Raw genomic sequence first — 21,668 nt, forward strand, 5'->3', positions numbered from 1 at the left:
ATGATGTGATATTAGTTTAACTTATTGATTTGCATAGTCGGAGCCATAATGTCGAGCACAACGAATCTCACCACAGAGCAAAATAAAGTCCCTTATCCACATATGTTAGCGCCACTGGATTTGGGGTTCACCACTCTAAAAAACCGCGTACTTATGGGATCAATGCATACCGGATTAGAAGAGGAAAAAAATGGCTTCGACAAATTAGCGGTATTCTATGCAGAGCGAGCACGCGGCGGAGTCGGCTTAATCGTTACTGGCGGCATAGCACCAAATTTTCGAGGAAGAATTGCACCACATGGCTCCCAGTTAAGTTTTTCTTGGCAAACAAGTAAACATAAAAAAGTCACAGATGCCGTTCACAAAGAAGGTGGAAAAATTTGCCTGCAAATTCTTCATACTGGACGTTACGCTTACCATCCATTTAATATCAGTGCCTCAGCAATCAAAGCACCTATTAATCCATTCAAGCCTCGACAGATGAGCGAACGTCAAATTAAAAAGACAATTAAAGATTTCGCTTCAACCTGTGAGTTAGCACAAAAAGCTGGCTATGACGGCGTCGAAATAATGGGCTCTGAGGGATACCTCATTAACCAATTTTTATGTCAACGCACCAATCAACGCCAAGACCAATGGGGTGGCAGTTACGAAAACCGCATGCGCCTTGCCCTTGAAATCGTAAAAGCATCACGTAAAAAAGTGGGTACGGATTTCATAATAATCTTTAGATTATCAATGCTTGATCTTGTTGAACAAGGTAGTGATTGGGATGAAGTCGTTGAGCTTGCAAAGGCACTCGAGTTAGCAGGCGTGACCATCATCAATACGGGTATTGGCTGGCACGAAGCGCGTATTCCAACCATCGCAACTTCTGTTCCTCGCGCGGCATTTAGCTGGGTGACCGCTAAAATGAAAAAAGAAGTGAATGTACCACTCATAACAACTAACCGAATTAACACGCCAGAAGTTGCCGAAGATATTCTGAGTCGAGGCGATGCAGATATGGTTTCGATGGCAAGGCCTATGCTTGCTGACGCTGACTTTGTTAATAAAGCAGCACAAGATAAAAGCGACAGCATTAATATTTGTATTGCGTGTAACCAGGCGTGTTTAGATCATGTGTTTAAGCAAAAACGCGCCTCATGTTTAGTCAATCCACGCGCGTGTTATGAAACAGAATTAAACTTTGAAAAATCAGAACAAACTAAAAAACTCGCGGTTATTGGTGGCGGAATGGCAGGAATGTCGTTTGCCATTTATGCTAAACAACGTGGGCATGAGGTGACGTTGTTTGAAGCGAAAGAACTGCTCGGTGGTCAATTTAATTTAGCTAAAAACGTACCAGGTAAAGAAGAGTTTATCGAATCACTGAAGTATTTCACCAGCGAATTAGAGCGTCAAAATATAACTGTTCATTTAAATTCACGTCAAACAGTTGAACAATTATCAGCCGCGGGTTTCGATGAAGTTATTCTAGCCACAGGAGTCGTTCCAAGAATCCCTGATATTGACGGCATCGATCATCCGAGCGTCTTCAATTACCAGCAAGTTCTTAGCGGAGAAGCAAAAATAGGCAACAAAGTTGCTGTACTGGGTGCTGGTGGTATTGGATATGATATTAGCGAATTTTTGACTGAGAAGGGAGAGTCTCATACGGAAAATCTAGCATTATGGCTAGAAGAATGGGGAATAGATCAAAACATTACTCATCGTGGCGGAATCGACGGTGTACAACAAGTAAAACCAGAATCTGCACGACATATTTATATGTTGCAACGTAAAAACGAACGATTTGGTAAATCACTTCAGCCGACAACTGGCTGGATCCATCGTGCAGCTTTAAAGAAACGCACAGTTGAAATGATTGGTGGCGTTAGTTACGAAAAGATTGATGATCAAGGGTTACATATTTCAATCGACGGCCAGTCACAGCTCCTTGACGTTGATAATATTGTAATCTGTACGGGTCAGGAGTCCCAAAATCAACTAAAGCAAGGGCTAGTTGATGCCAATATTCCAGTACACCTAATCGGCGGTGCGGACTTTGCCGGCGAATTGGATGCAAAAAGAGCAATTAGACAAGGCGCAGAGTTGGCCTCGCGTATCTAACTAATTAAATTATCAACTGTAATTTCGCCTGTTCTTGAAGCAGGCTTTAACATTCTATTATCTCCCCATCTCCGTCTTCATGAAAACCATCGCCATCAACGTCTGTAGATAAGCGAGCTCTGCCAATTTTGGTAATGATAACGGCTCTATTAAAGCGTGCTGACTCTCCTTTGAAACAAAATCTAAATGTACCATTTTGATTATTGGTCCAGCCATTAGCCCCAAATTGTAAATAGCTTTTGTTTTGAAATGCACGCCATGTAACCTGAAGTTCTTTTGCATTCGATTGAAAGAATCGAACAGCTTTGTCCTCGCTATCTAATTTGTGATCGCCATCGTGATCGATAAACACAAGCGCCCCTTCACTCCAGTATTTTTTTGATATACATGTATTACCGTCAATGGAGGCACAAAACGTCACATTTGTTTTATTAAATAACGCCAATTGACGAGCCGTTCGTTGCATCGCAATAAATTCATTAAGATGAGTCGTCATTTGAGTTCTTAAGCTCATTTCCTTTAATGATGGTATCCCAAGAAACAGTACGATAATCACAGTAACCATGGTTGCGACTAATTCAACAATGGTAAATCCTTGTTGTCGATAGATCATAGATTGCTCCTTACCGTTAATACTTGACCAATTATAGTCAAGGGTTTGCAAAGGGGAGCGTTGATTGATTTCACAATTTTTAATTTGTAAATTTTACATCAACTTAAATTAAAAATAATTATGCTACTCTAATTCACACGCTAATAAGAAGGTTTGATGATTTATGAAAATTAACCCATTACTTGTATCCCTGTGCTTATCAACTGGGCTCGCCAGTATGATGGTAAACGCCAGCGAGCAAAAAACAATTATGGAAATTCAAGGGGCAGGAAATAACTCTCCCTTTGTTGACGTAGGCAATAAACAAGATCAATCAAAAGACACATTTAAAGTAACCGGGGTTATTACGCATATACAAACCAACGGTCTCGGACGCGATATTCCAAGTGGCTTTTTTATTCAAGATGCTAAAGGCGACAACAATCCTGCCACTTCAGATGGTTTATTTGTGTCTTTTGATGCTAATGCATTGTCAGCATTGCCACTTCAGGTTGGCCAAACCATTAGCGCAACCGGAAAGATCAAAGAGGCCTATCATTGGACACAACTAGCAGCCCAAGACATTTCTATTAGCGATGAAACAATACAAATAATTCCTGCAACGCCTATCATTTCATTGGCTACTGATAAGCACTTAAGTGATACGTTAGAGCGTTATGAAGGAATGCACGTTGCGATTGCTAACGATAATAACTTAATAGTCAGTCGTAATTTTGGCTATGACCGAAATGTACGCCGTAACAATTTAGCACTTGCTGCGGGTTCTATTAATTTTCAACCAAATCAGCAGTTTGCTCCAAGCTCCAAATCATCAAAACAACATGCTATCAATATCAAAAATAATGAATTAATTATAGAATCTTTTAATAAAGCACCAGCAGGAAAAATTCCTTGGTATCCTTCATTTTCCCAAATTACTAACGGTGTAGACTATGACTACATTCGCATTGGAGATTCTGTTACAAACTTAACGGGCGTCGTTGGGTATTCCCACAATAATTTCCGTTTGTTTGTTCAAGGCACTGCAACAAACGATAACTTCAAACACAACAATCCTCGTACAAAGGCACCAAACCTCCAAGACGGTGACATTAAAGTAGCTACCTTTAACGTACTAAATTACTTTAATTCTCCATTTGGCGGTGACAAAAACCCATTGGGACAAAATCGCGGCGCTAAAACCCTTGAAGAATTTTCAATGCAACGTGCAAAGATCGTTAAAGCAATTATTGCCCTTGATGCTGATATTATTGGATTAATGGAGATTGAAAATAATGGTACTCAAGCAAATTCGGCATTGAAAGACTTACTCTCTCATGTCAACAAAGCGCTACCATTGGATAAGCAATATACCTTTGCGGCCAATAGTGAAAAATACAATGGCACAGGCGCGATAACGTCACAAATTATCTATCGCAGTGAAGAGATGTCTCTGGCTAACTATCAAGTCATTGCCATGCCAGAACAGGATGCTCCAACAGTTGGCAAAGAAAATGGTAAAAACTTTATGCGCAACGCCGTAACGCCAACATTTAAGCTCAAAGACAGTGGTGAACTACTAACGGTTTCGGTCAATCACTTTAAATCTAAAGGCTCTACCTGTTGGGAAGATGTTGCCTTGCAAAATAGTAAAGACGTTGATCATCAGGGCAGTTGCGAGCACTTTCGTGTCTCAGGCGCTTTTCATTTAGGTCAAGCGCTTGAAAAAATCGAAGGCCATAAATTAATTATTGGTGACCTTAATTCTTATGCGCTTGAAGATCCACTTGCGGTATTAACACACCGTCAGCACTTACCACAATCCTATGAACTTCGTGCCGCTAGAGATACATTTATTGGTGGTGATTCAGAAAAGGGGAAATCATTGCATGGTAAAAACGGCGCTGTTATCAACAAATCTTTTGGTTACATCAATACCATTCGCGAACTACACCCTGAAGCATTCGGCTACAGTTTTTCAAATGTTGTTGGCACTTTAGATTACATTTTAGCGTCACCATCCCTTGCCGACCATATTGTCGATGCGACTGAGTGGAATATTAACTCTCCAGAATCTACATTGTTTGAATATGGCACCCGCTATACTGGCGATATGAAAAAATACGCTGATGTTTATCGCTCGTCAGATCATGACCCTGTCATCATTTCACTCGACTTTAGCAAACCTTTGAAAGATGATAGCGGTAATACAAGCATCGCCGTTTTGTTGATAGGTCTAGGCCTTTTAATACGCCGCAGACTCGCTAAATAACTCATCAGTAAAAAAGCCGCTAATCACTAATCTTATTGCAATAAGACAGTGATTAGCGGCTTTTTATTTTAGCTTTTATTTAACGAATTAAGCTATCAACTGATGCTTTACCACCACCATGCTTAATCAAATAAAGTAAAGGTACCAGCCACATAATATGGGTTGGCCACGCATCTGGGTAAACAAATATCTGAATAACCAATGTCATTCCTAGTAATGCAATAGCACTTAAACGCGTAAATAATCCAAGAATAATCGCACCACCTAAGAAAAACTCACTGTACGTCGCCAAATAAGCAGCGATATCACTTGGAATAATCGGCAGTTCATATTCGTATTCAAACAATGTAAACGTTGAATCTGATACATTAAAGAATTGCCATTTTTGTCCTAAGATTGTACTACCATCTATCTTCGTTTGTGCGCTGCGCCAAAAAACTAAACCTACTGCGATACGCGCGACTAGCGCAATAATATCTTCAGGAATTTTACTACATAATTGATTTAACGATTCAATGAGACTCTTCATAATATTTACCTTATGCATTAATTTTAAATGCGCTTAATATTTCTAAACTAAATAAGTAACCTAACATCGCACCAAGCTCACTCTCATCAAGTTCTCGTTGGGCATTGCTCGCATCTTCTTGAGTCGCTTGCCAAGCTTCTCCAATGGTTTTATTAAGGCTTAATTGCTGTAATAAATAAAAGCAATTTTCCACTAAATTAACTATTTGTACGTTATACCCTTCACGAAAAATAGCTAAATTTGCCGCTTGGCAATCATCAAGGTTAATAACTTGCTGCTCTTCTTGTTGATTTTGACGCCATATTTCATCAATCGGCCACGGTGAAGACAATAATGCTAAGGAGCCTACACATGTAAATCTCACCTCACCTAGCTGCTCAGGCGCGACGCTCGCCAACTGTTGAGGATCTAAGATATCACTGTCAGCTTGGTGATAAGCTTGGTTGTAATTGAATTCTAATTGAGCAATATCCGCTAAAAACGGCAAGTTTTCACATGGTGGATATTTACCAATAAACTCACTAAATGTTTCACCGTAATGTAATAAAGCTGCACGTTTAGGTGGATATCTACGCACGAACTCAATTGCAGCCCCTTTAAAACAGGCTTCTCCAACGAGTTTTTTAATGACGGGATATAAATCAGCTAACGCTGTTGTAAGCGAATGCATGACATTGTTACGATAAATTGCCAATCGTAATTTAGCTTCGTCCTGTGCATCACTTAGCTCGCCTTTAGGCGTAAATAAACTCATCAATTGATGACAATCATTATCTACATTGTCAGATAACAAACTATGTTCCATTAGTGATTGAAACTGCTGTAAATTCGGCTTATTCATAGGTATTCAACGCAACATCTATTTTCTTTAAATAGCTATTGGCTATGTCAGCTTGCTCTGCAAGCTCTTGCCATGCAGGGACATCATTATCCCATTCAATTAGCGTTGGTTTAGCACCAATTTTATCTAATGTATATTGATAAAGCTCCCATACTGCATCACAGACTTTTGAGCCGTGATCGTCAATACGAATTTCTTTATCATGCATTGCCTGCACGCTATGCCCCGCAAGGTGGATTTCACCAACTGACACAGGTGCAACAGCATCAATATATTCTTTAGCATCAAAACCATGATTCATTGCACTGACATAGACATTGTTGACGTCAAGTAAGATGCCACACCCCGACTGCTGCGCAATTGACACCAAGAATTCAGACTCAGAAAATTCATTGTAGTTTAGCTCAAAGTAACTAGAAGGATTTTCAATTAAAATCTGACGCCCTAATACATCTTGAGTATGAGAAATATTATCAACAAACACCTTCAACGACTCTTGTGTGTAAGGCATTGGCAATAAATCATTTAAGCTATGAGTGCCGTGACGACTCCAAGATAAATGCTCAGAAACTAGCGCTGGTTGATACCGATTAACCAAGGTTTTCAAATCGGCTAACTGACGATCACATATGCCATCAAAGCTACCTAAAGATAATCCAACGCCATGAATTGATAATGGGTAAATTAGACACAACTGTTCTAAATGGTGATGAAATATTCCACCTTTCCCCATGTGGTTTTCTGCATGAATTTCAAACCATGCGACATTGGTTTGCTGGTTAATGATTGATTCGAAATGTTGAGATTTGAAGCCAACACCAGCGAGCGCTGGCATTAACTGACTTAATAGATTAGACATTAGGACTAATGACTATTTCTTTGACTTTAAACTACCGCCAACGATCTTTTCACATGTACCTTTAGGAACAAACATCCAAGCATCTTTTTGTGCATCTTTTGTTGAAGAACCTGCACATGACGTACCAGGGCCAGCTTTACAATCGTTTTGACCTGCTTTAGCAACCCCATAACATTTTTCTAGTTTTTTACCTTTAGCTTCTGCATCAACAGAAGTAAGTGCAGCTAGAGAGATAGCAGCAGCGATAGCACCGGTAACTAATACTTTGTTAGACATAATGTATTCCTCGTGTGTTGTATAGGTGTTTATACGTTTTACATAGTCAATTGCTATGTTCAACTTACTTTAAAAGACCTGCATAGCAAAAAATAATTTCAACAAAAATAACTTATTTGTTTAATGACTACAAAGCTAAGCAGTCCTATTAACAACAACCCTATGAAATAAAGGGAATTAAAAACTAATATTATTAGGGTCTGTTGATCTTTTGAGTTCATTTTTGCAGCAATTTGTTTGAGGTTTCTGCAAGGCAGAGCCTATGTGGTGTAGCTGGCTCGATAATAGCTCCTGCATTATCCTAATGAGCTACATCCATGTAGCAATACACGAATAGGCGATAACGCCGTAGAAATAACAAACAAATGCTGTCCGTTGGATTTATCTAACTGTGTAAATGGTACCAAGCTAAATTTATAGCGCATTGAATTCGGCTCAATCTGATATTGCTTATGCACCATACGTCCCCATGACGTATCACCGCCGACACCCATTTGTGCTTTATCGATATTGAAAGTAGTAACTTTTCGCATGGGCACCATGCTTAGTCGTTACCGGAACCAACCCCGATGCTGATTGAGCGCCGTCGTTAAAATCGATGTCACTTTGATAGTATGGCCATACACTAGCGTTTAGCGGTTCATCACCAATAGCGAGTAGCCCGAGACCATCATTATTGTGCAGCGCCATCCAACGGATGTCTGTTTTGTTGGCGTTCTCTTGTGGCCGCGCGTAGTGATGGATTTGCTCTTTTACTTGTCCAGCAAAGTAATCGATGCGAGCACCCGTTTTCCTATCCGCATAAGTTTCATGTGGACCACGACCAAACCATTTAACATTATCAAATCCTGAATTAGTAACGAGTTGCATGCCAAAACGTGGCAATGTCGACATCTTATACCAATTGCATTAAGTAAGTGATCTTGTTGTGCGTAGAGAAAATCAGCTAAAACAAGGCGCTCGATTGACTAATAGCTGGCTATTAGGATTGAGAGCAACGCCATTTTAGTTAATTTTAACAAGTACAAGTGGGCAAATATTTAATGCAATTGGTATAAAATACCACTGTCTTCCGACAGACGAAAAAAAACCAGTCCACTAGAACTGGTTTCATCAAGAATAATAAAAACTCATACAATCGTAGATTTATTACATAACCCAGACAACATAAATCACGTAGCCAATTAGCGTTAAAGCACCTGCTACCAAATTGTAAGGAAGCTGGGTTTTAACATGCTCAATGTGATCACAACCGCTGGCCATTGACGCAACGATAGTAGAATCCGAAATAGGTGAAGAGTGATCGCCAAAGATACCGCCACCGAGTACTGCAGCGACTAAAAATGCTGGCTCTAATCCAGTGCTTGCAGCCAATGGCATTGCAATAGGAATTAACACGGCAAAAGTACCCCATGATGTGCCTGTCGCAAAAGCCATTACACCAGCAGTAATAAACAACAATGGCGCAACCAATAATAATGGAAAATCACTGCCCAGTAATTCACTCACAAAGGTTCCAGTACCAAATGCTTTTACTGCATCACCAAATGCGAATGATAGTACAAGGATGACAACGACTGGCAATAGATCCTTCATACCAGAAGCGCTAATAGTTAAGGCTTTTTTAATGTCAAAGATTTTGTCTTTAAGTAACATTACCATCAGAATTAGGTAACAACTGATTACAGCCCACATAACCGACCATGAACCAGAGCCTTTTCGAATGTCGCCATTACCGCTGTATAGCAGTAACCCGATAGTCACGATACAAATACCGAAAAGAGGGATAACTAGATATCGCGCTTTAGTTGCTTTAACAGCCAACATAGGATCATCTAATTCTGACGTATTTTCATTAAAGGTATTCGCAACACTATTTTTCATTGGGCCAAAAACACGAGTCGAAAATGCGGTGTAATACACCATCACTAAAATAATAATCGGATAAAAATTAAAGAAGATAGTATCTATCAAGACACCAACAGTGTCCGAAAGCTGATAGCCGTCAAGCAACCCAAGAACATACGCCCCCCAGCCATTGATGAGTAAAAGAATACTGATTGGAGAACAAGTAGAATCAAGAATAAACGCAAGTCGGGCACGACTCATACCATATTTATCAAAGAGGCTTTGACTCGCGATACCGGCAGTAAACATGCTCAGATTAGTATCTGTAAAAATACTAGTACCGATAATAGAGGGTAATAAACTTGCCTGACGTTGATTAGTCACCAATCGCTTTTGGGCCAAACGATCAACAAAAGCATTAACGCCGCCACTTTGTTTCATTAATGCCAAAAGAGCACCAATCAACAAACTAAAAATAATAATTCGGCGGTTACCATCGCTTGAAACAACATCCCACAAATTACCAAGGGTATCTTGAGTTCCTTGAATTACATCAAGCTGTGCATTGAGCATCCAAGTTAAAACAATACCCATGGTTAACGCCAAAATCGCATTACGTTTCCATACTGCAATTAAAATAGCCACTACCGGCGGAAGTAGTGTCCAAAAGCCTTCAAAAATCATAGTGTTCTCTTTTGCCTCATAGCTTGCTAAAGAAGCGGAAAAATAGCAAGGGATAATATAGGATTTAGAAAAGTCATGCAGTGTAGAAAAGGTATACCTAATAACAAAAAAGGAGCCGAAGCTCCTTTTTCAATCAATTATTGATTATTTACTCTGACGCAGCCTGTGACTGAGTTTCATAAATTAAAATCGGATCTGATTCGCCTTTGATGACGGTATCATCAATCACAACTTTAGTAACACCTTCAACCGACGGTAAATCATACATCGTATCTAGTAATACATCTTCAACAATAGAACGTAAACCACGAGCACCTGTTTTACGGCTCATCGCTTTAGCAGCAATTGCTTTTAATGCATCTTCTCTAAACTCTAATTCAACATTTTCTAATGCTAATAATGCAGCATATTGTTTAGTTAATGCATTCTTTGGTTCAGATAGAATCTGAATTAATGCCTCTTCGTCAAGTTCACGAAGTGTTGCTACCACAGGTAAACGACCAATGAACTCTGGAATCAATCCATATTTAACGAGATCTTCAGGTTCAACTTTTGCGAACGTTTCAGACAAGCTATCGCCTTCAGCACTTTTCACTTCAGCACCAAAACCGATGCTTGAACCAACATGTGAACGCGCTTCAATCACTTTATCAAGACCTGCAAATGCCCCACCACAGATAAATAAAATCTTCGACGTATCAACTTGCAAAAACTCTTGTTGCGGATGCTTACGACCACCTTGTGGAGGAACCGCAGCAACTGTACCTTCGATCAATTTTAATAGCGCTTGCTGAACCCCCTCTCCAGATACATCTCGTGTAATAGAAGGATTATCAGATTTGCGTGAAATTTTATCGATTTCATCGACATAAACGATACCGCGTTCAGCTTTTTCAACATCATAATCACATTTCTGTAATAGTTTTTGAATGATGTTTTCAACATCTTCACCAACGTAACCAGCTTCTGTTAACGTCGTTGCATCCGCCATGGTAAACGGCACATCAAGCATACGAGCCATCGTCTCTGCAAGTAATGTTTTACCACTACCAGTAGGACCTATAAGCAAAATATTACTCTTTCCTAACTCAACACCATTGGTTTTATCAGCAAACTGTAAACGCTTGTAGTGATTGTAAACAGCCACAGACAACACTTTTTTAGCGTGTTGTTGACCAATTACATAATCATCTAAATTGTTTCGAATTTCATGAGGCGTCGGAAGTTTTTCCGGCTCATCGGTTTCTACTTTTTCTTTAATTTCTTCAGTGATGATATCAGTGCATAAATCTACACACTCGTCACAAATATAAACTGAAGGACCGGCAATTAACTTTCTTACTTCATGCTGACTTTTGCCGCAAAAAGAGCAATACAATAATGCCTTGCTATCGTCATCGCCACTAATGATGTCTGTCATCTATCATCCCCACTGGATCTTTCTCTTGATTACATCAAGTTTAACACTGCATCGCATAAACCGCGAATGATGCTATATCTAACTCAACATCATTCACTAATACTCTGCCTATCGTTTAGTTAATATGGAGTCAATTAAGCCATAATCAAGGGCTTCTTGACTACTCATGAAATTATCACGATCGGTATCTTTCTCAACAACTTCCAGCGGCTGGCCAGAGTGCTCAGCAAGTAGCGTATTTAATTTGTTTTTGATACCTAGGATTTCTTGTGCATGAATCTGGATATCAGATGCTTGCCCCTGGAAACCGCCTAATGGTTGATGAATCATCACGCGTGAATTAGGCAAACAATGACGCATTCCCTTTTCACCGCCTGCCAATAAAAAGGCGCCCATACTTGCCGCTTGGCCAATACATACAGTACTCACTTTCGGTTTAATAAACTGCATTGTGTCGTAGATTGACATACCTGCTGTCACACTGCCGCCAGGAGAGTTGATGTATAAGAAAATTTCTTTGTCTGGATTTTCTGCTTCCAAAAACAATAATTGAGCAACAATTAAGTTAGCCATGTTGTCTTCAACAGGGCCAACTAAAAAGATTACGCGCTCTTTTAACAGTCTTGAATAAATATCGAATGAACGCTCTCCTTTCGGAGTTTGCTCCACAACCATTGGTACTAAAACGTCCATTGGTGATAAATGTGAATTGTGTTGCATGGTTTATATCCCTTAAAAATCGATGTACTAATGATAGTTAGCGTAAGTACGATAGAAGGTTAAATACTGAAATGCGAATACCGCTGCATATGCATAGGTATAACCGTAACCTACGATTATTTACGCTATAAGATAACCATTCATCAGGCTAAAAACAATTACTATCTTACAAAATAACTTGCAAAAATAGCGCCTAAATTCAAATAAGTGAAGAAAGACCCAAAAAGTACTAAAACATAATTTTTAGGCATAAAAAAAACTCGCGTAATAATACGCGAGTTTTTCAATCAATCGAATAGATTAAGCTTGTTGCTGAATCATATCGTTGAATTTTTTCTTAACATCTTTAACTTTAGCTTGGTCTAAAATGAAATCAATTGCTTGATCTTCTAATGCAAGATCTTTCATTTGTTGGCTAAGTTTTTCGTCTTTTGCGTAATGCTCAACAACTTCACTTGGATCTTCGTAAGCAGAAGCCATTGTTTCAATCATATCTTTTACACGTGCTTCGTCAGCTTCTAATTTGTTAGATTTGATAACTTCGCCTAATAAAAGACCTACTTTAACACGACGTTTAGCTTGTTCTTCGAACAACTCATCAGGCAGTTGCGGTGCATTGTTCGGATCAATTTGACCACCGAAACGTTGCATTGCTTGCTCACGTAACACGTCGATCTCACCTTTTGCTAAAGAAGCAGGGATTTCGATTTCGTTTACATCAACTAAACCGTCGATAACTTGTTGCTTAACGTTATTTTTAACATTTTGGCTAAGTTCACGTTCCATATTCTTACGAACATCGCCTTTTAACGTTTCGATTCCGCCTTCTTTAACACCAAACTTCTCAGCGAACTCATCAGTTAATTCAGGTAATACTTGGTCTTCAACTTTCTTCAAGTTGATAGCGAATACGGCTTCTTTACCTTTTAGATTTTCAGCATGGTAGTCTTCTGGGAAAGTTACAGTGATATCAAATTCTTCACCCGCTTTATGAGTCACGATTTGTTTCTCAAAACCAGGAATCATTCGCTCTTCTGAAAGCGTTAATACGAAATCTTCAGCTTTGCCACCTTCAAACTCTTCACCGTCGATCGAACCAGTGAAATCGATAGTTACGCGGTCAGTCTTTTTAGACTTGCGCTTAACTTCTTTATAAGTTGCGTGTTGTTTTTGAAGAGTCACTAGCATTTCTTCTAAATCTTTATCAGTTACTTCAACAACTGGCTTTTCGATTTCGATTTTATCTAGGTTTGCTACTTCAACTTCAGGGTAAACTTCAAATGTTGCAGTGAACTCTAAATCGCTACCAGCATCGTTTTTAACAACGGCTAGTTGAGGCATACCAGCTGGATTTACTTTTTCAGCAACAACAGCTTCGAAATAATGACGTTGCATTAATTCACCAGCAACTTCTTGACGAACTGCTGCGCCGTAACGTTTTTGGATTACTGTCACTGGTACTTTACCAGGACGGAAACCGTCAATGCGTTGAGTTTTAGATAATTGCTGAAGGCGTTTTTTTACTTCAGTATCAACAGTAGCGGCTTCAACCGCAATAGTTAGGCGGCGTTCTAGGCCTTGAGTCGTTTCAAGAGAAACTTGCATTGCATACCTCAAAAATATCAAATGGCCCTAAGGGCTTCTTACTTTAACTGCGTTAAAACAACGCGTTAAGCTATCTAAATGCTGTTTATTGTTCTTATTTTCAACAAGAAACTAGCAAGACTATGGTTTTCGGACGCGACATTATAACGATGCTTTATCCGTTAGTCGAGTCCTAATAATTTGCTCTTTAAACTTCGAATTATTATACAAATATATCGGGATGATTTTTCCCAATTCAAGGCCAATATCAACATTATTTAAACATTTCGCTACATTAAGCAAAACCACTAACCGCTTTGTTTATCCCATGAGTTAGTGCATAATAATTTTTTTACAAATTTTTAATGTATTTTGGAACCACACCATGGTTGATAAGAAAAGTAACAACGTCAGTACCGATGATATTCTGTTAAAGTTATGTAACTCGGTTTCAGGTGTTCTCACTAAAGCATCACATAGCCAGATCCATCACGCAGCAATGGTCCAGAAAATCAAAAAAACTAGCCTAAAACCTGACATAGGATGCTTTGTGATTTTCGATGGTGGCTTTTCCGGCTTAGTTATTATTAATTTTACCGCTGAAGCGGCATTAGAAATTTACCGCGGTTATTTATTAAATATGGGATTACCGGAAAGTGAATTAGCCACAAGCCACACATCTGACGAAGTCAGTAATGTGATGGGTGAGCTAATGAATCAAATCTTAGGTAAGTTCATTTCTACAATAAGCCAAGAACTACATACCTCTATCACGCAAAGCCAACCTAAAATGCTAACGGTGAATAAACAGCTAGTTATCTCCATTGAAGCAAATTTAGATGAACCTGTATCTCGTCGCGTATCATTTAGAACGGCACAAGGGAACGTGTTTTATTTAGAATTATCAATCGATGACACAGAGTTTTTGCAAATAAAAGAATTCGAAAAAGTCGACACATTTGATCCTGATGAATTGCTAGAGCAACATCAATCGTCTGCACCAACACCAAGTCCTCAAGCAGAGCCAGAGAGCGGTGGCAATGATGATTTATTGGATGAGCTTGGCATTTAACGAAAATTGAGATTAAGGACGATACATAATGAACAGTGAAATTTTTGAATCGATTATTGAAATTACCCGTCAGAAAGATACGGATTCATTAGAGTACTCTTTAGCTGCAACACTCGCTGAATTAATCGATGTTAGCGAAGTAACCTTATTAAACGTAGCTTTTAAGGGAACCACCACTTACTTTACCTCCGAATTAAGACTGACCGTTAATATTGAAGAAGGTAAAAAGCGCTATAAGTGGGATAATCAAATGACGAATGTCGAGATTGATAGCCACACTGAAACCGTCATCGCACACCATCAACCAATTGGCATCGAAAGTGATGACGGCCATACTTTTTATTTTCCTATCGTCATTTCAGATGAACTAGATACTATTCTTAAGATAAATAGCCATCAGGATATCCTCAAAAAAAGTGATTTAATTAACGGTTTTATTCGAATTTATCAAAACTACCAAGTAATTCTCACTGAAAATGAGCGAGATAAGCTCACAAGCTTGCTCAATCGTAAAACATTTGAAAATAAACTTAACAGACTCCTTAAACCTCGCGACGAAACGGTGACAACTAGTTTGTTATCAAACTGCTGGCTCGTTATGATTGACATTGATCATTTCAAATCGGTTAATGACAACTATGGTCATGTATGCGGTGATGAAATCTTGCTCCATTTATCACAGCTTATGAAAGACTATTTCGTCAATAACAATTTATTGTTTAGATTTGGCGGTGAAGAGTTTGTTATTATTTTGGAGGACATGCCGATGGAAGTGGCAACTGCAACGCTCCAGCACTTTAGACACCTCGTATCAGAGTTTAATTTTCCATTCGTTGGCCATGTAACTATAAGTCTTGGCTTCTCACAGTTTTGTATTGATGACTTCCCGCCGTCCATTCTCGATCAAGCCGATAAAGCCCTTTATTATGCGAAACAACATGGAAGAAATTGCCTCTATAATTACGAACAATTAGTTATTGAAGGGAAATTAACTATTCCGCAAGAAAATGGGTCAGTAGAGCTATTTTAATTTTTCAATCTAGTGTTTAATACCAATTGCATGAAGTAAGTGATCTTGTTGTGCGTAGAGAAAATCAGCTAAAACAAGGCGCTCGATTGACTAATAGCTGGCTATTAGGAGTGAGAGCAACGCCATTTTAGTTAATTTTAACAAGTACAAGTGGGCAAATATTTGATGCAGTTGGTATGAGTGCTAAAAAGATTACAGTCGTTGGATATTTAGCGATGCAATAGAGCATTCGAACTGAGTAAATATTTAGTATACAACGTAATATTTGACGAATTTTTTAAAAGTTAGGAAGTATCAAAGAAGTGGTCGGTGATAGAGGATTCGAACCTCTGACCCTCTGGTCCCCTTCTCTACCCAAAGAAAGTAGATGCGCCACCAGGCTGCGCTAATCAGCGAACGCATACCAACAAATATTAAATTTCAGTTAATTTTAATATGATAGTTTTTTTTGAAATAAGAAGATATAACTTAAGGAAGTGGTCGGTGATAGAGGATTCGAACCTCTGACCCTCTGGTCCCCTTCTCTACCCAAAGAAAGTAGATGCGCCACCAGGCTGCGCTAATCAGCGAACGCATACCAACAAATATTAAATTTCAGTTAATTTTAATATGATAGTTTTTTTGAAATAAGAAGATATAACTTAAGGAAGTGGTCGGTGATAGAGGATTCGAACCTCTGACCCTCTGGTCCCCTTCTCTACCCAAAGAAAGTAGATGCGCCACCAGGCTGCGCTAATCAGCGAACGCATACCAACAAATATTAAATTTCAGTTAATTTTAATATGATAGTTTTTTTGAAATAAGAAGATATAACTTAAGGAAGTGGTCGGTGATAGAGGATTCGAACCTCTGACCCTCTGGTCCCAAACCAGATGCGCTACCAGGCTGCGCTAATCACCGACATAAAACTTTACATTAACGACAACATCCGCTGCTGTTAATTTTACGAAGAATCGTTATACCAGTGGCATAAAGTCTGAGTAAATAAAATGGGGTGACTAATGGGGCTCGAACCCACGACAACCGGAATCACAATCCGGGGCTCTACCAACTGAGCTATAGTCACCACTAAGGCCTTTAATAAAATGGCGCACCCGGCAGGACTCGAACCTGCTACCCACGGCTTAGAAGGCCGTTGCTCTATCCAGATGAGCTACGGGCGCTCTGACGCACTTTAAAAAAGTGGTCGGTGATAGAGGATTCGAACCTCTGACCCTCTGGTCCCAAACCAGATGCGCTACCAGGCTGCGCTAATCACCGACGTATTTTTTACTGTTAAAGATTTCTCCTTAACAACGGAGCGAGATAGTACAGCGGTTATGATGGTTGGTCAAACGTTTTTCTAAAAAAAAAACCGTTCGCTCAATTAGCAATCAAATATCGATTAAAAACACAACCTAGCCCGCTTTTAGCGCAAATACTCTTTATTGATCGTGGTCACACTTTTTAGGTTATGGCATAATAGCGCGTCTTTCACATTCAGGAACTAATAACTCAACATGAGCGCTCGCATTATAGATGGTAAAGCTGTTTCACAAAAAGTAAGAAATGATGTTGCGATTGAAGTAGCACGTATGAAAGAAGAAGGCCTGCGCACGCCAGGACTTGCTGTTATCCTTGTAGGACTCGATCCTGCTTCTCAGGTTTACGTCACGAATAAGCGTAAAGCCTGTGACCAAGTAGGGTTTATTTCACGCTCATTCGACCTTCCTGATACAACACAGCAAGATGAGTTACTTGCCTTGATTGATAGACTCAATGTTGACGATGAAATCGACGGAGTATTGGTCCAATTGCCACTACCAGCACATATTGATTCAGAGTTAATTTTAGAACGTATTATTCCTCACAAAGATGTTGATGGCTTTCATCCCTATAATATAGGTCGTTTAGCTCAACGTAATCCCGCATTGCGCCCTTGCACACCTAAAGGCATCATGACACTGATAGAGTCTACCGGCATCGATACACACGGTTTAGACGCGACTATCGTCGGAGCCTCAAATATTGTAGGACGCCCAATGACATTAGAATTGTTATTGGCTGGTTGTACAACAACGACTTGTCATCGCTTTACTAAAGGTCTTGAGCAAAAAGTGCGCGGCGCAGATTTGTTAATCGTTGCTGTTGGCAAAGCAGGTTTCATACCTGGCGAATGGATTAAACCAGGCGCCATTGTCATTGATGTTGGTATTAATAGACTCGATGATGGACGCTTAGTTGGTGATGTACAGTTTGATAGCGCTAAAAACAACGCAGCGTTTATTACACCAGTGCCTGGTGGCGTAGGCCCAATGACAGTCGCAAATCTAATCGAAAATACATTGATTGCAGCGAAAGAATATCACTCATAAATAGCTATTTATTGAGTTATAAAAAAACCGCCAATTGGCGGTTTTTTATTATCAAATCGTGACTATTCAATTAAGCTAATTTTGATCTGCTCTTGTTCCATACGTTGTTTACGCTTATCACATGGGTTATCACAATCACATGCTTTATCCACGCCAATAGCACCAAGGCCACCGCAACTGCCAGCAATCGTTTTTCTTTGAACAATGTAACCTATCGCCATTGCTACAATTACAATAAAAAATGCTGCGAATGTATATAAAAATATGGCCATAAAAATTCCTATTGGATCGATTTAACAATATAAGATTCGAAAGGCTTAGTATACACCGTCTCAAAACCACTGTCTGTCTTTGTCACTAGATACGCCGCTAAGTTTTGAGCTTGCGCAAACTTCAACCCATCCTGTGGTCCCATTAGCATAATTGCCGTAGACAAGCCATCTGCAGTCATACACGATGGATGAATAACGGTTACTGAAACTAACTTATGACGAATTGGCATACCGTCATCAGGGTCAATGATATGAGAGAATCGTTTTCCGCCTTCCTCAAAATATTGCCGATAATCACCAGCAGTCGCTAAGCCATTATCACGAGGAGAAATATATTCCTGAACAGCGCGATGGGTAGAAATCGGCTTTTCAATAGCAAGAACCCAATCTCGTACAGGATTTGCTTTGCCACTCACACGAACTTCACCGCCAATCTCAACCAGATAATCAGTGACACCTTCCAGTGTTAGATAATCAGCGACGACATCAACCCCAAAGCCTTTGGCCGTTGTTGACAGATCAACATATAACTCAGGAATCGCCTTAGTCAATGTGTTAGCTGTTACACTTAGATTATCGATTCCTACCAAAGATTTAGCATGTGCTAACGCAGCAGCATCAGGTAAAGTCTCAGGGCGCATATTAGGACCAAATCCCCAGAGGTTTACTAACGGACCAATAGTAATATCTAACTTACCTTCAGTCAGCTCAGCTAGACGAATTGATTCCTTAACGACTTTTGCCGTATTTTCTGAGACAGTAAACGGCTCTAACGAAGTAGATTGGTTAAACAATGATAATTCTGACGACTTATCATACGTCGACATTTGCTTATTCACTGTTTTCAATAAATCATCGATAACAGTTTGTCTTGTCCGAGCAACCTTTTCGCTATTTTTAGCAACATCAACGTAAGTAATATGATAGTCAACGCCCATTGTGCGTCCGCTTAATTTAACTTGAATTTTTTTATCGGCGCTATCAAAACAACCTGATAAAAAAATGGCCAGGGCAATCAGCGCCAGCCATTTAACTTGCTTAAAGAGGGTCTGTTGACCTTTCATGTGTATTCCTGCTGGAGCCTATTTTTTCTTCCAGCAAGGCGGAAAGAATAATAATGGCATTCCCTTTGAGTTTTTGACAACGCAGTTGGTAGGAAAAATAGGCCCAGCCCTACGGGTTGAGCCTGATAAAGCCTAATTCTGCGTTATTCTTCTTTCATTTAGAATAACTAAACTACAATCATCATGCCTTGAATGAGACATTTTCAGTCTCAACAGGACAAACTTTCAAGGTCAACAGACCCTGACATCAGGGATTAACCACCGAAGTCATCAAGCAAGATATTCTCGTCTTCAACACCTAAATCTTTAAGCATGTTGATAACAGCAGAAGTCATCATCGGTGGACCACACATGTAGTACTCACAGTCTTCTGGCGCTTCGTGATCTTTCAAGTACTCTTCATATAATACGTTATGAATGAAACCTGTTAAACCGTCCCAGTTATCTTCTGGCTGTGGATCTGATAAAGCGATATGCCAATCGAAGTTTTCATTTTCAGCCGATAAGCCGTTAAAGTCATCTTCATAGAACATTTCACGTAATGAACGAGAACCATACCAGTAAGAAATCTTACGCTTAGAGTTTAGACGCTTAAGCTGATCAAAGATATGTGAACGCAATGGCGCCATACCAGCACCACCACCAACAAATACCATTTCAGCGTCAGTATCTTTAGCGAAGAATTCACCGAATGGACCAGAAATAGTCACCTTATCACCTTCTTTTAGGCTCCAAATGTACGATGACATTTTACCTGCAGGCAGTGACAAGTTATTTGGCGGCGGCGTCGCGATACGAACGTTAAGCATAATGATGCCTTCCTCTTCAGGATAGTTCGCCATTGAGTAAGCACGTAACGTGTCTTCGTCAACTTTTGATTCGATGTCAAAGAAGCCGAAACGCTCCCAGTCACCGCGATATTCAGCTGGAATATCGAAATCGCTGTATTTAATATGATGCGCAGGCGCTTCAATTTGAATATAACCACCGGCACGGAATGGTACAACTTCACCTTCAGGAATGTTTAATACTAATTCCTTGATGAATGTCGCCTTGTTGTCGTTTGAACGAACAGTACATTCCCATTGCTGAACACCAAAGATTTCATCTTCTAGTTCTATTTCCATGTCTTGCTTAACAGCAACTTGACAGGCTAAACGCTCGCCTTCACGTGCTTGTTTCTTCGTGATATGGCTTTCTTCTGTTGGTAGTAATTCACCACCGCCAGCATGAACGTGTACTTTACATTGACCACAAGTACCGCCACCGCCACATGCAGAAGGAATAAAGATTCCTTTTGCAGCAAGTGTACCTAGTAGCTTATCGCCAGGCTTTGTTACGACGCCTTTTTCAGGATCGCCGTTAATTGCTATGGTAACGTCACCCGATGAAACTAGTTTAGATTTAGCCATTAAAATGATTAAAACTAAAACCAATACAATCGCAGTGAACATTGTTACGCCAAGAATAATTTCTTGCATAAACTTTTCCTTTGAACTTGGTTATTGAGCTGCATTACAGCTCAATTAACTAATTATAACGAGATACCGCCGAATGACTGGAAGCCCAGTGCCATTAGGCCAGAAGTGATAAAGGTAATACCTAATCCCTTCAAACCATCTGGAATATCTGAGTATTTCAGCTTTTCGCGAACCGCTGCTAACAATACAATTGCCAACGTCCAACCAACACCACTACCAACACCGAATACTACAGATTCAGCAAGGTTGTAGTTACGTTGAACCATAAAGGCAACACCACCGAAGATTGCACAGTTAACGGTAATTAATGGTAAGAATACACCTAGCGCGTTGTATAGCGCAGGCATGTACTTATCAAGTACCATTTCAACAATTTGTACCAGTGCAGCAATAACACCGATGTAAGTGATGTAGCTTAAGAAGCTCAAATCGATACCTTCACCTAACGCATTTGGCGCTAAGATCGCATGGTAGATGATTTGGTTTACTGGTACTGCAATTGCTAGTACGAAGATAACCGCCACACCTAGACCAATCGCTGTACTTACTTTCTTAGATACAGCTAGGAAGGTACACATCCCTAGGAAAAAGCTTAAAGCCATGTTTTCAACGAAAACGACTTTAACGAATAAACTTAAATAATGTTCCATAATACTCC

Annotated in this window: 20 protein-coding genes and 7 tRNA genes; 5 read left to right on the forward strand and 22 right to left on the reverse strand. The window is 39.7% G+C overall.

From position 1 onward, the window contains the following. Positions 1 to 48: 48 nt before the first annotated feature. Positions 49 to 2,112, forward strand: a complete 2,064-nt coding sequence (locus ACMAZF_RS15460; protein WP_435274655.1) for an FAD-dependent oxidoreductase — start codon at positions 49 to 51, stop codon at positions 2,110 to 2,112. Between the two features lie 46 nt (positions 2,113 to 2,158). On the opposite strand, the gene ACMAZF_RS15465 is transcribed toward ACMAZF_RS15460, so the two are convergent. Beyond that, positions 2,159 to 2,725, reverse strand: coding sequence for a GspH/FimT family pseudopilin (locus tag ACMAZF_RS15465; RefSeq protein WP_435274656.1), 567 nt, complete (start codon positions 2,723 to 2,725; stop codon positions 2,159 to 2,161). A 163-nt stretch (positions 2,726 to 2,888) separates the two neighbouring features. On the opposite strand from ACMAZF_RS15465, the gene ACMAZF_RS15470 reads away from it, so the two are divergent. After that, positions 2,889 to 4,976: an ExeM/NucH family extracellular endonuclease gene (locus tag ACMAZF_RS15470; protein WP_435274657.1), complete on the forward strand. Its 2,088-nt coding sequence runs from the start codon at positions 2,889 to 2,891 to the stop codon at positions 4,974 to 4,976. A 79-nt stretch (positions 4,977 to 5,055) separates the two neighbouring features. Here ACMAZF_RS15470 and ACMAZF_RS15475 read toward each other — a convergent pair whose 3' ends face one another. The 10 genes from ACMAZF_RS15475 to tig all read right to left on the reverse strand — a co-directional run bounded on the left by ACMAZF_RS15475 (position 5,056) and on the right by tig (position 13,758). Then, positions 5,056 to 5,505: a DoxX family protein gene (locus ACMAZF_RS15475; RefSeq protein WP_435274658.1), complete on the reverse strand. Its 450-nt coding sequence runs from the start codon at positions 5,503 to 5,505 to the stop codon at positions 5,056 to 5,058. Positions 5,506 to 5,515: 10 nt separating this feature from the next. Further along, positions 5,516 to 6,346, reverse strand: coding sequence for an HvfC/BufC family peptide modification chaperone (locus ACMAZF_RS15480; protein WP_435274659.1), 831 nt, complete (start codon positions 6,344 to 6,346; stop codon positions 5,516 to 5,518). Then, a complete protein-coding gene (gene bufB, locus ACMAZF_RS15485) occupies positions 6,339 to 7,205 on the reverse strand; it encodes an MNIO family bufferin maturase (protein WP_435274660.1) in 867 nt (288 codons plus the stop codon). The genes ACMAZF_RS15480 and bufB overlap by 8 nt, the downstream gene beginning before the upstream one ends. Positions 7,206 to 7,217: 12 nt before the next feature. Further along, complete coding sequence (locus ACMAZF_RS15490) at positions 7,218 to 7,481, reverse strand: BufA1 family periplasmic bufferin-type metallophore (RefSeq protein WP_435274661.1); 264 nt, start codon at positions 7,479 to 7,481, stop codon at positions 7,218 to 7,220. 296 nt (positions 7,482 to 7,777) lie between these two features. After that, positions 7,778 to 8,014 carry a hypothetical protein gene (locus ACMAZF_RS15495; protein ID WP_435274662.1) on the reverse strand — a complete coding sequence of 79 codons (237 nt, stop codon included), beginning with the start codon at positions 8,012 to 8,014 and terminating at the stop codon, positions 7,778 to 7,780. Next, a complete protein-coding gene (locus ACMAZF_RS15500; RefSeq protein WP_435274663.1) occupies positions 7,983 to 8,375 on the reverse strand; it encodes a hypothetical protein in 393 nt (130 codons plus the stop codon). Before ACMAZF_RS15500 ends, ACMAZF_RS15495 begins: the two co-directional genes overlap by 32 nt. Before the next feature lie 255 nt (positions 8,376 to 8,630). After that, a complete protein-coding gene (locus ACMAZF_RS15505) occupies positions 8,631 to 10,013 on the reverse strand; it encodes a Na+/H+ antiporter NhaC family protein (RefSeq protein WP_435274664.1) in 1,383 nt (460 codons plus the stop codon). Positions 10,014 to 10,161: 148 nt separating this feature from the next. After that, positions 10,162 to 11,433, reverse strand: a complete 1,272-nt coding sequence (gene clpX, locus ACMAZF_RS15510; protein ID WP_150138553.1) for an ATP-dependent protease ATP-binding subunit ClpX — start codon at positions 11,431 to 11,433, stop codon at positions 10,162 to 10,164. A gap of 108 nt (positions 11,434 to 11,541) precedes the next feature. After that, positions 11,542 to 12,126 (reverse strand): ATP-dependent Clp endopeptidase proteolytic subunit ClpP, encoded by a 585-nt coding sequence (gene clpP, locus ACMAZF_RS15515; RefSeq protein WP_435277263.1) that lies wholly within the window; start codon positions 12,124 to 12,126, stop codon positions 11,542 to 11,544. A 327-nt stretch (positions 12,127 to 12,453) separates the two neighbouring features. Further along, positions 12,454 to 13,758, reverse strand: a complete 1,305-nt coding sequence (gene tig / locus ACMAZF_RS15520; RefSeq protein WP_435274665.1) for a trigger factor — start codon at positions 13,756 to 13,758, stop codon at positions 12,454 to 12,456. A gap of 364 nt (positions 13,759 to 14,122) precedes the next feature. Here tig and ACMAZF_RS15525 point away from each other — a divergent pair, with 364 nt between their 5' ends. Next, a complete protein-coding gene (locus ACMAZF_RS15525) occupies positions 14,123 to 14,809 on the forward strand; it encodes a DUF3334 family protein (RefSeq protein WP_435274666.1) in 687 nt (228 codons plus the stop codon). Positions 14,810 to 14,837: 28 nt separating this feature from the next. Then, positions 14,838 to 15,839, forward strand: a complete 1,002-nt coding sequence (locus ACMAZF_RS15530; RefSeq protein WP_435274667.1) for a GGDEF domain-containing protein — start codon at positions 14,838 to 14,840, stop codon at positions 15,837 to 15,839. Positions 15,840 to 16,142: 303 nt separating this feature from the next. Here ACMAZF_RS15530 and ACMAZF_RS15535 read toward each other — a convergent pair. From ACMAZF_RS15535 to ACMAZF_RS15565, 7 genes are all read right to left on the reverse strand, one after another. Next, positions 16,143 to 16,234 (reverse strand) — tRNA-OTHER (locus ACMAZF_RS15535). A gap of 82 nt (positions 16,235 to 16,316) precedes the next feature. After that, positions 16,317 to 16,408 (reverse strand) — tRNA-OTHER (locus tag ACMAZF_RS15540). Between the two features lie 81 nt (positions 16,409 to 16,489). Further along, a tRNA-OTHER gene (locus ACMAZF_RS15545) sits at positions 16,490 to 16,581 on the reverse strand. An 81-nt stretch (positions 16,582 to 16,662) separates the two neighbouring features. After that, positions 16,663 to 16,739, reverse strand: a tRNA-Pro gene (locus tag ACMAZF_RS15550). A 90-nt stretch (positions 16,740 to 16,829) separates the two neighbouring features. Further along, positions 16,830 to 16,905, reverse strand: a tRNA-His gene (locus tag ACMAZF_RS15555). 20 nt (positions 16,906 to 16,925) lie between these two features. Further along, positions 16,926 to 17,002, reverse strand: a tRNA-Arg gene (locus ACMAZF_RS15560). Positions 17,003 to 17,022: 20 nt separating this feature from the next. Further along, positions 17,023 to 17,099, reverse strand: a tRNA-Pro gene (locus ACMAZF_RS15565). Positions 17,100 to 17,338: 239 nt separating this feature from the next. Between ACMAZF_RS15565 and folD the strand changes: the two genes are divergently transcribed. Beyond that, the gene (gene folD / locus ACMAZF_RS15570; protein WP_435274668.1) at positions 17,339 to 18,193 is read left to right on the forward strand and encodes a bifunctional methylenetetrahydrofolate dehydrogenase/methenyltetrahydrofolate cyclohydrolase FolD; all 855 of its coding nucleotides are present in this window, start codon (positions 17,339 to 17,341) and stop codon (positions 18,191 to 18,193) included. Between the two features lie 62 nt (positions 18,194 to 18,255). Here the strand turns inward: folD and nqrM are convergent, their stop codons facing one another. The 4 genes from nqrM to nqrE form a co-directional block, all read right to left on the reverse strand. After that, positions 18,256 to 18,465: a (Na+)-NQR maturation NqrM gene (gene nqrM, locus ACMAZF_RS15575; RefSeq protein WP_435274669.1), complete on the reverse strand. Its 210-nt coding sequence runs from the start codon at positions 18,463 to 18,465 to the stop codon at positions 18,256 to 18,258. An 8-nt stretch (positions 18,466 to 18,473) separates the two neighbouring features. Further along, the gene (locus tag ACMAZF_RS15580; RefSeq protein WP_435274670.1) at positions 18,474 to 19,529 is read right to left on the reverse strand and encodes an FAD:protein FMN transferase; all 1,056 of its coding nucleotides are present in this window, start codon (positions 19,527 to 19,529) and stop codon (positions 18,474 to 18,476) included. Positions 19,530 to 19,783: 254 nt separating this feature from the next. After that, positions 19,784 to 21,010 (reverse strand): NADH:ubiquinone reductase (Na(+)-transporting) subunit F, encoded by a 1,227-nt coding sequence (nqrF, locus tag ACMAZF_RS15585; RefSeq protein WP_435274671.1) that lies wholly within the window; start codon positions 21,008 to 21,010, stop codon positions 19,784 to 19,786. A gap of 53 nt (positions 21,011 to 21,063) precedes the next feature. After that, positions 21,064 to 21,660: an NADH:ubiquinone reductase (Na(+)-transporting) subunit E gene (gene nqrE, locus ACMAZF_RS15590; protein WP_239438438.1), complete on the reverse strand. Its 597-nt coding sequence runs from the start codon at positions 21,658 to 21,660 to the stop codon at positions 21,064 to 21,066. Positions 21,661 to 21,668: the final 8 nt, after the last annotated feature.

It is taken from the genome of Psychrobium sp. nBUS_13, from assembly GCF_051201665.1.
In the GTDB taxonomy this organism is placed as follows: domain Bacteria; phylum Pseudomonadota; class Gammaproteobacteria; order Enterobacterales; family Psychrobiaceae; genus Psychrobium.

What these genes read in the sequence shown, in the direction of transcription:
- nqrM (WP_435274669.1), bottom strand. Translation starts at nt 18,465, where the DNA reads ATGGCCATATTTTTATATACATTCGCAGCATTTTTTATTGTAATTGTA.
- folD (WP_435274668.1), top strand. Translation starts at nt 17,339, where the DNA reads ATGAGCGCTCGCATTATAGATGGTAAAGCTGTTTCACAAAAAGTAAGA.
- ACMAZF_RS15470 (WP_435274657.1), top strand. Translation starts at nt 2,889, where the DNA reads ATGAAAATTAACCCATTACTTGTATCCCTGTGCTTATCAACTGGGCTC.
- nqrF (WP_435274671.1), bottom strand. Translation starts at nt 21,010, where the DNA reads ATGCAAGAAATTATTCTTGGCGTAACAATGTTCACTGCGATTGTATTG.
- tig (WP_435274665.1), bottom strand. Translation starts at nt 13,758, where the DNA reads ATGCAAGTTTCTCTTGAAACGACTCAAGGCCTAGAACGCCGCCTAACT.
- nqrE (WP_239438438.1), bottom strand. Translation starts at nt 21,660, where the DNA reads ATGGAACATTATTTAAGTTTATTCGTTAAAGTCGTTTTCGTTGAAAAC.
- ACMAZF_RS15475 (WP_435274658.1), bottom strand. Translation starts at nt 5,505, where the DNA reads ATGAAGAGTCTCATTGAATCGTTAAATCAATTATGTAGTAAAATTCCT.
- ACMAZF_RS15525 (WP_435274666.1), top strand. Translation starts at nt 14,123, where the DNA reads ATGGTTGATAAGAAAAGTAACAACGTCAGTACCGATGATATTCTGTTA.
- bufB (WP_435274660.1), bottom strand. Translation starts at nt 7,205, where the DNA reads ATGTCTAATCTATTAAGTCAGTTAATGCCAGCGCTCGCTGGTGTTGGC.
- ACMAZF_RS15530 (WP_435274667.1), top strand. Translation starts at nt 14,838, where the DNA reads ATGAACAGTGAAATTTTTGAATCGATTATTGAAATTACCCGTCAGAAA.
- ACMAZF_RS15480 (WP_435274659.1), bottom strand. Translation starts at nt 6,346, where the DNA reads ATGAATAAGCCGAATTTACAGCAGTTTCAATCACTAATGGAACATAGT.
- ACMAZF_RS15460 (WP_435274655.1), top strand. Translation starts at nt 49, where the DNA reads ATGTCGAGCACAACGAATCTCACCACAGAGCAAAATAAAGTCCCTTAT.
- clpP (WP_435277263.1), bottom strand. Translation starts at nt 12,126, where the DNA reads ATGGACGTTTTAGTACCAATGGTTGTGGAGCAAACTCCGAAAGGAGAG.
- ACMAZF_RS15495 (WP_435274662.1), bottom strand. Translation starts at nt 8,014, where the DNA reads ATGCGAAAAGTTACTACTTTCAATATCGATAAAGCACAAATGGGTGTC.
- ACMAZF_RS15490 (WP_435274661.1), bottom strand. Translation starts at nt 7,481, where the DNA reads ATGTCTAACAAAGTATTAGTTACCGGTGCTATCGCTGCTGCTATCTCT.
- ACMAZF_RS15505 (WP_435274664.1), bottom strand. Translation starts at nt 10,013, where the DNA reads ATGATTTTTGAAGGCTTTTGGACACTACTTCCGCCGGTAGTGGCTATT.
- ACMAZF_RS15580 (WP_435274670.1), bottom strand. Translation starts at nt 19,529, where the DNA reads ATGAAAGGTCAACAGACCCTCTTTAAGCAAGTTAAATGGCTGGCGCTG.
- ACMAZF_RS15465 (WP_435274656.1), bottom strand. Translation starts at nt 2,725, where the DNA reads ATGATCTATCGACAACAAGGATTTACCATTGTTGAATTAGTCGCAACC.
- ACMAZF_RS15500 (WP_435274663.1), bottom strand. Translation starts at nt 8,375, where the DNA reads ATGTCGACATTGCCACGTTTTGGCATGCAACTCGTTACTAATTCAGGA.
- clpX (WP_150138553.1), bottom strand. Translation starts at nt 11,433, where the DNA reads ATGACAGACATCATTAGTGGCGATGACGATAGCAAGGCATTATTGTAT.